This is a genomic window from Pseudomonas sp. CGJS7, from assembly GCF_036961695.1.
The window spans coordinates 1-10,379 of sequence record NZ_JBAMDI010000032.1 but is presented as its reverse complement, the minus strand read 5'-3'; the positions used below and the strand labels follow the sequence as shown (position 1 = coordinate 10,379).

At 67.9% G+C, this 10,379-nt stretch carries 9 protein-coding genes; 7 read left to right on the top strand and 2 right to left on the bottom strand.

Annotated features, from left to right (window positions below):
• Window positions 1-340: 340 nt before the first annotated feature.
• Complete coding sequence (locus V7787_RS19895; RefSeq protein WP_336089252.1) at window positions 341-1,690, bottom strand: glycoside hydrolase family 16 protein; 1,350 nt, start codon at window positions 1,688-1,690, stop codon at window positions 341-343.
• A 301-nt stretch (window positions 1,691-1,991) separates the two neighbouring features.
• Here V7787_RS19895 and V7787_RS19890 point away from each other — a divergent pair, with 301 nt between their 5' ends.
• The 7 genes from V7787_RS19890 (at window position 1,992) to V7787_RS19860 (ending at window position 9,703) form a co-directional block, all read left to right on the top strand.
• Window positions 1,992-3,518: an MBL fold metallo-hydrolase gene (locus V7787_RS19890; protein ID WP_336089251.1), complete on the top strand. Its 1,527-nt coding sequence runs from the start codon at window positions 1,992-1,994 to the stop codon at window positions 3,516-3,518.
• Between the two features lie 147 nt (window positions 3,519-3,665).
• The gene (locus V7787_RS19885; protein ID WP_336089250.1) at window positions 3,666-4,097 is read left to right on the top strand and encodes a CopL family metal-binding regulatory protein; all 432 of its coding nucleotides are present in this window, start codon (window positions 3,666-3,668) and stop codon (window positions 4,095-4,097) included.
• A 163-nt stretch (window positions 4,098-4,260) separates the two neighbouring features.
• A complete protein-coding gene (locus V7787_RS19880; RefSeq protein WP_336089249.1) occupies window positions 4,261-6,054 on the top strand; it encodes a copper resistance system multicopper oxidase in 1,794 nt (597 codons plus the stop codon).
• 2 nt (window positions 6,055-6,056) lie between these two features.
• The gene (locus V7787_RS19875) at window positions 6,057-7,073 is read left to right on the top strand and encodes a copper resistance protein B (RefSeq protein WP_336089248.1); all 1,017 of its coding nucleotides are present in this window, start codon (window positions 6,057-6,059) and stop codon (window positions 7,071-7,073) included.
• A 19-nt stretch (window positions 7,074-7,092) separates the two neighbouring features.
• Window positions 7,093-7,839 carry a c-type cytochrome gene (locus tag V7787_RS19870; RefSeq protein WP_442965325.1) on the top strand — a complete coding sequence of 249 codons (747 nt, stop codon included), beginning with the start codon at window positions 7,093-7,095 and terminating at the stop codon, window positions 7,837-7,839.
• Window positions 7,840-7,983: 144 nt separating this feature from the next.
• The gene (locus V7787_RS19865) at window positions 7,984-8,415 is read left to right on the top strand and encodes a hypothetical protein (protein ID WP_336089246.1); all 432 of its coding nucleotides are present in this window, start codon (window positions 7,984-7,986) and stop codon (window positions 8,413-8,415) included.
• A gap of 73 nt (window positions 8,416-8,488) precedes the next feature.
• Window positions 8,489-9,703 carry an NAD(P)/FAD-dependent oxidoreductase gene (locus V7787_RS19860; RefSeq protein ID WP_336089245.1) on the top strand — a complete coding sequence of 405 codons (1,215 nt, stop codon included), beginning with the start codon at window positions 8,489-8,491 and terminating at the stop codon, window positions 9,701-9,703.
• A gap of 19 nt (window positions 9,704-9,722) precedes the next feature.
• Here the strand turns inward: V7787_RS19860 and V7787_RS19855 are convergent.
• Window positions 9,723-10,379: response regulator (locus V7787_RS19855; protein WP_336089243.1), on the bottom strand; the 657-nt coding region annotated here is incomplete at its 5' end.

Here is a 10,379-nt window from a genome sequence, read left to right as displayed (position 1 = left end):
CGTTCAGCGGGAATAATCGAGGCACGAAGCAGCGCGCAAGCCGCGCGTCGGAATGCGTTCAAGGGTCACCTGCAAGCTCTTATGAGTGATTGAGCTTGCGGGCGAGAACGCCGGCTGGCCGGAGGGACGGGCCTGATAGCGTCGTCCGTGACCGCCTACGCTACGCCAACGCTGTGACATCTGGCAAGGTGTTGCGGCGCAGCACGCTGTTCGAATGTGATGACGCGCTCGCGAATTACCCAACCTGCGCGCGGCGTTCAAGATATTCAGGCGCGATACGCGTCACAGCCTGAGCGTTCTCGGCTGCGACGCGCATCACGGGATCGCCTGTCGGCGCGGATCAGTTGTCCTGGTAGTACACGTTGTCGATGAACACATCGACATTCGATGCCGGCGGATCGGACACCAGCATGAACATCTGCTTCACCGCGTGCAGGTCCAGATCGTGGAAGGCGCTGAACGGAATGCTGACCTCGTGCCATTGCCCGTCGCGGACCAGGCCGTACTGCTGGCCGCCGGCGACGAAATCGATCCAACTGTCGCCGAAGGAACTGTTGATGCCGATCTTGAAGGTCGACGGCGTGGTCGTACGCATGTGGAACTTGAGCCGGCCGTTGCCGAAGCGGCTCATGTTCTTGTGCGCGTTCAACGCCACGCCCAGTCCGTACCAGGCGCCGGCGTTGGCGCGGAACGCCATCGATTGATTGCCCTCGTAAGCCGGTGCGGAAATCGCGCTGAGGTTGTTCCACAGCCACAGGTTGGCGTCGCCGTTGAAGTTCAGCCGTGCGTTCATGTCGGCGCGTTCGCTGTACACGCCGAACTTTCCGCTGGGCGGATTGGCGCCGGTGTACAGCTCGCTGCCCGGGTTCTGGTACAGGCGGATGTAGTCGATCTCCATCCGGCCCGGCAGCGGCGCGCTGATCGCCTCGTTCGACATCACGCCGGTGTAGCTGCCGCCGACGGCGAGGTTCAGCAGCAGGTAGTACGGGTGATGGAACTCGTGCAACGACGCGCCTTCGATATTGGAGATGGCGAACTCGAAGAACTGCTGGCCGTCGATCGACACGCGGATGAACTGCGGGTCCCAGGTCATGCGGTAGGTGTGGAAATCGTTGTTGAGATCGAAGGCGCTGTTGTGGTCGAGCCCGTAATCGGCCTGCGAGCCGTTGTAGTCCCAATGCACCGCCGCGCCGACGCGGCGGTTGGTGACGCCGGCGGCGATCGCCGCGGCCGAACCCATTTCCAGAAAGTCGACCTCGCCGCGTGCGGGCCAGTTGCCCATCGTTCCGAGCATCCAGTACGCCGGCCACAAGCCGTTGCGCAGGTCCGGCACCTTGATCCGCGCTTCCAGGGTGCCGTACTTGAAGTGCATCCGGCCTTCGGTCTTCAACCGCGCCGAGGTGAACGCGCGGCTGCCGAAATTCTCGCGCCGCGCTTCGATGATCAAACGGCCGTTCTCGATCCGCGCGTTCTCCGGGCGGCTGGTGTAGTACTGCAGTTCGCTGTTGCCCCAACCGCATATCCCGAGCTGGCAACCGTCGCCGACGTCGTAGATCCATTTCTCGCCGTCGATCGACGGGCCATCGAATTCGTCTTGCCAGACCAGGGTCTGGGCGGCGGCGGGTTGCGGGGCGAACAGGCCGGCGGCCGCGAGCAACGCGGCGGCGGCGATCAGGCGTTGGAAGTTCATGGCAGCGACTCCGGCTGAATGAAGGCGAGCCTGCCCGTCGCGGCCGGACGACCGCCGCGCGACAGATTCGCGGCCGAAACTGGATTCGCATGACAGCGCTGTCAACGGCTTGTTTCATGGGACTTGCGATTTTCCGGAACGATTTCACGTTCGCGATGTGGGCCGGTTGGTAGTAAACGCCCGCGACCGCCCGGCCGGTGTTGCACGACAGCACGGGCCCAGTCGCGCCGCGGTCGCCGGCGCCGATGCGCAAGCCGCCTCGGTGACGGATAATTCGCCTCCCACCGTCCGCTGTGTCCCCATGAATCCCTGCTCCATCCGTTGCCTGCGAACGATCCTGCTGACGACGCTGACGCTGACGCTGATCGCCGCGGCTGCGCCCGCATCGGCGGCGCGCCGGGATCTGCCCGAGCGCTGGATTCACGGCGCCGCCGATGAAGCGCCGTTGCAAGTGCAGCAAGCCGCGCCGGGCTTCTGGGTGCTGCGCCAATCCAAGGCCAGCAACTTCGAAGCGCCGTTCATTTACCTGCTGGCCGGCGACGAGCGCGCGTTGTTGCTCGATACCGGCGCGGAGCCGGCGAACGGCGCCCAACTGCCGCTGCGCACCACCGTCGACCGCCTGCTCGCGCAATGGCAGCGCGAACGCGGCTTGAAGTCGCTGCCGCTGGTGGTCGCGCACAGCCACGGCCATCGCGACCATGTGCACGGCGATGGCCAGTTCCGCGACCGCGACGACACCCGCATCGTCGGCCGGCAAGCCGCCGAAGTCGCCGCGTTCTTCGGCCTGGATCGCTGGCCCGAGGGTCAGGCGCAGTTCGATCTGGGCGGGCGGCCGCTGACGGTACTGCCCTTGCCCGGACACGAGCCGGCGCATATCGCGATCTACGACGCCCGCACCGCGAGCTTGCTCAGCGGCGACAGTCTCTATCCCGGGCTGCTGACCGTGCGCGATTGGCGCGCCTATCGCGCCAGCGCCCAGCGCCTGGCCGAGTTCGCCGCGACCCATCCGGTCGACAACGTGCTCGGCGCGCATATCGAAATGAGCGCCACGCCCGGACGCTTGTACCCGCTCGGCGCCGCGTTTCAACCCGACGAACACGCACTGGCTCTGAGCGCCAGGCATCTGGCGCAATGGCGCGAGCAGGTCGAGAACCTCGGCGATTTCGTCGCCGCGCGCGCCGGCGACGACTTCGCCTTCGCCCGCATCGCCCAGCCGCAGGAATTCGCCGATTCGCCCAACACCCACGGCATGCTGGTGGTGGGCGTGGATGCGGTGTACCTGTCGCATCTGCCGATGTTCCACCGCCCGCACAACTATCAGCTGATCTTCGAAGCGCGCCTGCCCGAGCAGGCCTTGCAAACCTATCGCGCCGACGCCGCGCGCTATCCGGGCGAGTACTACACCCTGGCCCCGACCGAGCAATGGGTGCTGCCGGAGACGATCAAGCCCGATGCGAGTTTCAAGGCCGATCTGTACCGCGGCCATTTCGAACGCGGCGGCGTGCCGATCGTTCGCGACATCCAGGTCGGCGTGCGCGAGCTGGTGCATTTCCGCCGCTTCGAACCCGGCCGCACTGCGCAGCCGACCCACTGGATCGGTTTCGGCCGCGCCAGCGAGCGTTTCCTCGCCCATCGTCTGGAGGGGCCGCCGGATGTGGACCAGATCGTTCAGGTTCGAACAACGACGCCCGCAGCGCCCGAGAATCAGGCACTGCGCAGCGCTGCGCCCACCGCCGCGCCCGGCGGAGCCTTGCAAGTCGGCGATCGCGTCGGCGAGGCGACGGTGCTGCGGGCGATCTACACCGAGTACGGCGACGTGGCCAAGTAACCGCGGCGTCCGCACCTGTCGATTACCGCGCAACCTTCCCACAGGGGTCGACTTTCCGGCTCACGCCGGTTTAACTCCGCCGGCGCGCGAATGCTTGAAACTATCGCTGGCCTGCACCATTCTGTGCCGCACTCCGATCGGCGCCCCATGACCTATTCCTCGCTACTGCTGCGCTTGCTGTTGATCGTCGCGCTATGCCTGAACGGCTACGCGGCGGCGGCGATGTCGGTGGGCGGCGGCCACGCGATGCTCATGGGCAAGACCGCGCCGATGCAGTCGCCGGCGATGGACGCATCCAAGCATGCGGCCATGGCGATGGAATCGGATTGCCACGACAGCGCCGGCATGAACATGGCGGGTCACGCGGCCGATCCGGCGCCGCAGCCCGATCCGATCCAACACGACGACGACTGCTGCGGCAAGTTCCGTTGCCAATGCGACTGTCTGCAGGCCGTGGCGATGGTCCGCATCGCCCTGCCCGCGCCGCCGCAACTGGCTCACGCCGCGCTGGCCTGGCCGCGCGAAGTCGATGCGCCCTCGGGCGTGTCCAGCCTGCCGTTGCGGCCACCCATCGCCTGATCCTCGCTGCCGGGTTCGCCCCGGAACACGGTCGTTCGCGCACATCGCCGATGCTTGCGCGGTCCGGCCGTTCTTACGCGCACCTGCGGATCGGCCTGAGCGGCCGGACCGCGCGTTGCGCGCATCGCGAGAACGATCGCGAAGCTTCCAACGGAAGATGCTGATGAACCGATATTTTTCCAACAACGGCGCGCCGGCCGATGCCGGCCGCCGCCGTTTCGTCGCCGGACTCGCCGCCGGCGGCGCGATCGCCGGCAGCGGCCTGTGGCGCGGCGTCAACGCCGCGCCGGCCATGGTCCAGGCCCCGCAAGTGCTCACCGGCACCGAGTTCGATCTGTCGATCGGCGAAACCCTGGCCAACTTCACCGGCCGGGTGCGGCCTTCGGTCACCGTCAACGGCAGCCTGCCCGCGCCGATCCTGCGCTGGCGCGAAGGCGACACGGTGACCTTGCGCGTGGCCAACCGCCTGCGCGAAGGCATGACCTCGATCCATTGGCACGGGCTGATCCTGCCGGCCAACATGGACGGCGTGCCGGGGCTCAGCTTCGACGGCATCCGTCCGGGCGAGAGCTACGTCTATCGCTTCCGGGTCGGCCAATCGGGCACCTACTGGTATCACAGCCATTCGCTGTTCCAGGAACAGGCCGGCTTGTACGGCGCGATCGTGATCGAGCCGCGCGAACCCGCGCCGTTCCACTTCAACCGCGAGCACGTGATGCTGCTGTCGGACTGGACCGACGTCGACCCGGCCGCACTGTTCCGCCGGCTGAAGAAGATGTCGAGCTACGACAACTACTACAAGCGCACGGTCGGCGACGCAATCCGCGACATCGGCGACAAGGGCCTGGCCGCGACCCTGCGCGACCGCGGCGATTGGGGCCGCATGCGCATGACCCCGACCGACCTGTCCGACGTCAACGGCCACACCTACACCTACCTGCTCAACGGCGCCACGCCCGCGGCCAACTGGACCGGTTTGTTCAAGCCCGGCGAAAAGGTGCTGCTGCGCTTCATCAACGGCTCGGCGATGACCTACTTCGATGTGCGCATTCCCGGCCTGAAAATGACCGTGGTCGCCGCCGACGGGCAGTACATCCATCCGGTCAGCGTCGATGAATTCCGCATCGCGGTGGCCGAAACCTATGACGTGCTGGTCGAGCCGTCGGGCCAGGACGCCTACACCGTATTCGCCCAGGACAACGCCCGCACCGGCTACGTGCGCGGCACCCTGGCGGTGCGCGAAGGCCTGCAGGCCGAAGTGCCGCGCACCGATCCGCGGCCGCTGCTGACCATGGACGACATGGGCCACGGCGGCATGAGCGGCGGCCACGACATGTCGAAGATGAAGGGCATGGAAGGCGGTTGCGGCGCCAACATGGGCATGGCCGGCATGGATCATTCCGCCGGTTCGATGGCCGGGATGGACCATTCGGCGATGGCCAAGCCGGCGGCGACCGGCGATGCGCGCCTGATCGACATGCGCGCGATGTCGGTCTCGCCCAAGCTCGACGATCCGGGCATCGGCTTGCGCGGCAACGGCCGCAAGGTGCTGACCTACGCCGATCTGCGCAGCTTGTTCGAGGATCCGGACGGGCGCGAACCCAGCCGCGAAATCGAACTGCATCTGACCGGACACATGGAGAAATTCGCCTGGTCTTTCGACGGCCAGAAATTCATGGGCGCCGAGCCGATCCGGCTGACCTACGGCGAGCGCATGCGCATCGTGCTGGTCAACGACACCATGATGACCCACCCGATCCATCTGCACGGCCTGTGGAGCGACCTGGAGAACGAGCAGCGCGAGTTCCAGGTGCGCAAGCACACCATCGACATGCCGCCGGGCACCCGCCGCAGTTACCGCGTGCGCGCCGACGCGCTCGGCCGCTGGGCCTACCACTGCCATCTGCTGTACCACATGGAAGCGGGCATGATGCGCGAAGTGCGGGTGGAGGAATGAACATGATCACCACCCTTCCCCGTTCGGCGCTGGCACTGAGTCTGTTGCTGAGCGCCGCCGCGCAGGCGCAGAGCCACGACCACAATGCGCATGCGGCGCCCGCGCAAGCTAAGTCCGAGCAAGCGCAGCCGACGGTCGATCATTCGAAGATGGACCATTCGAAGATGGACCATTCGACGATGCAGAAGCCGACGCCGTCGAAGGCGACCGGCGATTCGGAAATGGATCATTCGACGATGGACCATTCGCAAATGGACCACTCGAAGATGGACCACGCGCCCGCGGCGAAGCCGCAAACATCGGACACGCCGCGCGAACCGATCCCGGTGCCCACGCCGGCCGACCGCACCGCCGCGTTCCCGCCGATCTCGCTGCACATGCAGCACGCGCCCGAGTTCAACCACTACGTGCTGTTCAACCGCCTGGAAGCGGTCGAAGCCGATCACGGCGGCGCCCAGGCCTGGGAAGGCCAAGCCTGGTTCGGCACCGACACCGATCGCCTGTGGCTGCGCAGCGAAGGCGAACGCGAGCACGGACGCACTGAATCCGCCAATCTGGAAGCCTTGTACGGCCGCGCGATTTCGCCGTGGTGGGATCTGGTGGTCGGCGCCAAGCACGATTTCCGGCCGCAACGCGCGCAAACCTGGGCCGCCGTCGGCGTGCAGGGCATGTCGCCGTACAAGTTCGAAGTCGCCGCGACCGCGTACATCGGCCCGTCCGGACGCAGCGCGTTGAACTTCGAAGCCGAGTACGAGTTGCTGCTGACCAACCGGCTGATCCTGCAACCGCTGATCGAAGTCGAAGTGTCCGGCAAACAGGATGCGCGACGCGGCGTGGGTTCCGGACTGAGCACGGTAGAAGCCGGGCTGCGCCTGCGTTACGAAATCAGCCGCCAGTTCGCGCCCTATATCGGCATCAGCCGCGAGCGTGCGTTCGGCGACACGGCCGACTATCGCCGCGATGAGGGCGAGGACATCGACGACACCCGTTGGGTCGCCGGCGTGCGCGTTTGGTTCTGACCTTTTCGGAGACGCAACCGTGAACAACACGATACGCAATACGTTGCGGCTGAGCGCCGCGACGCTGGCGGCGCTCGGCCTGGGCGCCGGCGCGCTGTGGTGGGGCGCGTACGACGTCGGCGCCGATACGCCGCACACCCGGCCGGTGTACGCCTTGCTCGAATTCGCGCGCGAACGCTCGATCGCGGTGCGCGCGGCCAAGATCGAGGTGCCCGCGCTGGACGATGAGCAGCGCATCCGCAACGGTTCCGGCAACTATCAGGCGATGTGCGCCGGCTGCCATCTGGCCCCCGGCATGGCCTCGACCGAACTCGCGCGCGGTCTGTATCCGGCGCCGCCGGACCTGTCCAAGCACGCGGTGGATTCGGCCGCGGCGTTCTGGACGATCAAGCACGGGGTCAAGGCATCGGGCATGCCGGCCTGGGGATCGAGCATGGGCGATGAACACGTCTGGGACTTGGTCGCATTCCTGCGCAAGCTGCCCAGCCTGGACGCGGCCCAGTACCGCGATCTGGTCGCCAGCAGCGGCGGCCATTCGCACGGCGGCGGCGAGACCGAGGCCGATGGCGGCCACCATCACTCGCCCGCGATGGAGGCTTCGCCCGGTCCGCACGCATCGGCTGAGTCTCATGAGCATCCGCCTGCCGCGGCCGAATCGGACCACAGCCATCCGCCCTCGGCCGCGCCGCACGAGCACAAACCCAGGCAGCAGACCGGGCCGGCGCCCACGCCGGAACCCGCACAGGAGCACGCGCACCACCACTGACCCGCGCCAGCCGCCGCGCCGGCGCCTGCCCCGGCCCCGGCCCCGGCGCGGCGGCCTTTTTGTGAACCCGATCGCGGGTTTGGCCACACCGGCCGACAGGCTATGATGGGCCCGAAACGTTCCGGCATAGCCAGAGGAAGCACCATGTCGATCAATTCCAAGGCCCGCCGCGACGCCAAGAAACGCAAGCTGGCCAAGGCCCGCAGCACGCCCCTGCCCGGCGCCACCCGGATCGAGCCGCATGCCGAGCTGCGCGATGCGCACGGCCGGCTGCTGGGCGGGATCGTCCGCCGCGAAGGCGAGTGGACCCTGGGCCTGGGCGGACGCATCGTCGGCGGCTCGGAGAGCGCGGCGCGGGTGCTGGCGCTGCTGGAACGCGCCGCCACCCTGCACCGCCGCGAAGGCCGCGAGGTCAGCCTGGGCTGCTCCAGCGCCCTGCGCAGCGCCGCCCAGAGCGAGGTCGCCGAGCGCGGCATCAGCTTCGAGCAGTTCCAGCAGGAACTGGAAAAAGAACTGGCGATCGATCCGCTGCCCGGGCTCAACGTGGTCCAGGACGTCAGCGAAGTCCGCCACTGAGACCGCCCGCGATCACCCGATGCAAACGCCGCGCCGGTTTTGCTAGGCGCATGCCTACCCGCCGGCCACCGCCGTGGACTTGAAAAGCGGCTACCCGTTCTGGGCGATCCGCAACGGCCTGATGCACGCGTTCCCGCGCCTGGAGCGCGATCTGCGCTGCGAGATCGCGGTGATCGGCGGCGGCATCAGCGGCGCACTGATCGCCGATGAGCTGGCCGCACACGACTTCGATGTGGCGGTGATCGAACAACGCGACATCGGTTGGGGCAGCACCGCCGCCAGCACCGCGCTGCTGCAGTACGAGATCGACACCCACCTGCTCGACCTGTGCCGGCAATACGGCGAACGCCGCGCGGCGCTGGCGTATCGCGCCTGTGCGGAGGCGATCGGCGATCTGGCCGAGGTCGCGCGCCAGCTGCGCGATGTCGATTTCCGCGCGCAATCCAGCCTGTACTACGCCAGCAAGCCGGCGCATGTGCCGGTCCTGCGCGCGGAGGCCGCGTTGCGTGCGCGCCACGGGCTGGACCTGCGTTGGCTCGACGCAGCCGAGTTGGCCGCCGATTACGGGCTGCGCGCGCCCGGCGCGATCCTCAGCGCGCGCGCGGCCGCGGTCGATCCCTACCGGATGACCCTGCGCCTGCTGGCGCGCCTGCAGCGCCGCGGCGTGCAGGTGTACGACCGCAGCCGCATCGACCGCATCGACGCGACCTCGCGCTCGGTGGAACTGCGCAGCAGCGACGGCATCCGGGTGCGCGCTCAGCACGTGGTGATCGCCGCCGGTTACGCCGGCCAGCATTGGATCGACCAGGCCCTGGCGCGTAATCGCAGCAGCTACGCTTTCGTCACCGATCCATTGCCGCGCGAAGAACTGCAAGCCTTGGGCGAGACCTTGGTGTGGGAGTCGGCGCGGCCGTATCTGTACCTGCGCAGCACCGGCGACGGCCGTTTGGTAGTGGGCGGTTGCGACGACGCCATCGATATCCCCGCGCGCCGCGATCGCCGGGTCGAATCGCGTGCGCGCAAACTCGCCGATCAGGTCGCGCAAAGGTTTCCGCGCCTGCGCCTGCAACCGGCCTTCGCCTGGGCCGGCACCTTCGCCGAAACCGCCGACGGCCTGCCCTGGTTCGGGCCGCATCCGCAGTACGGGCCTCGCGTGCAGTTCGCCATGGCTTACGGCGGCAACGGCATCACCTACAGCATGATCGGCGCCGGACTGCTGCGGGCGCGGATCGAACGGCGCCCGCATCCGCTGGCGCGGCTGTTCTCGTTCCAACGCCTGTCGGCTTAGCCGCCGCAACCGGGGCGGCTCAGCGCGCCGCGAGCGAGCGTTGCAAGCTCATTTGCAAGCCGCGCAATCGTCCGTCGAACGCGGCGACCTCGGCGTGCATTTCGCTGAGCGGACGCAGCAGCAAGCGGCCTTCCAGGCGCTGGCCGGATCGGGCCAGCGCGCCGTCGTACAAGGCGACGCTGCCGATCAGGCGATGCACCGCCGCCGCGGTCGCCACGCCGCTGCCGGACGCCAGCGCCGCGGACAGACGCTCGCGATCGTTGGGCAGTTCGCTCAGCAGCAGCGGCAGGGCCGCGCGCAAGGCCGGCGCAATCGGTTCGCGCGGATCCGATGCCGACGCGCGCATCGTCTCCCCGACGCTGGCGCGTTCGGGCAACCATCGGTGCAAGGTTTCGCACAGTTGCGACAATTGCACCGGCTTGGTCAGGTACGCATCCATGCCAGCGGCCAGGCACGAATCGAGCTGTTCCGGCAGCGCGCCGGCGGTGATCGCCACGATCGGCAGGCGCGCGCCGCCGAGCTCGCGCTCTTGCGCGCGGATCCGCCTCGCGAGCGCGTAACCGTCCATCGCCGGCATCTGGCAGTCGGTCAGCAGCAAGTCGTAGCGGCCGTGTTCCAACGCATCCAGCGCCTCGCGGCCGTCTGCGCACAGATCGCAGCGGTGCCCCAGTTGGCG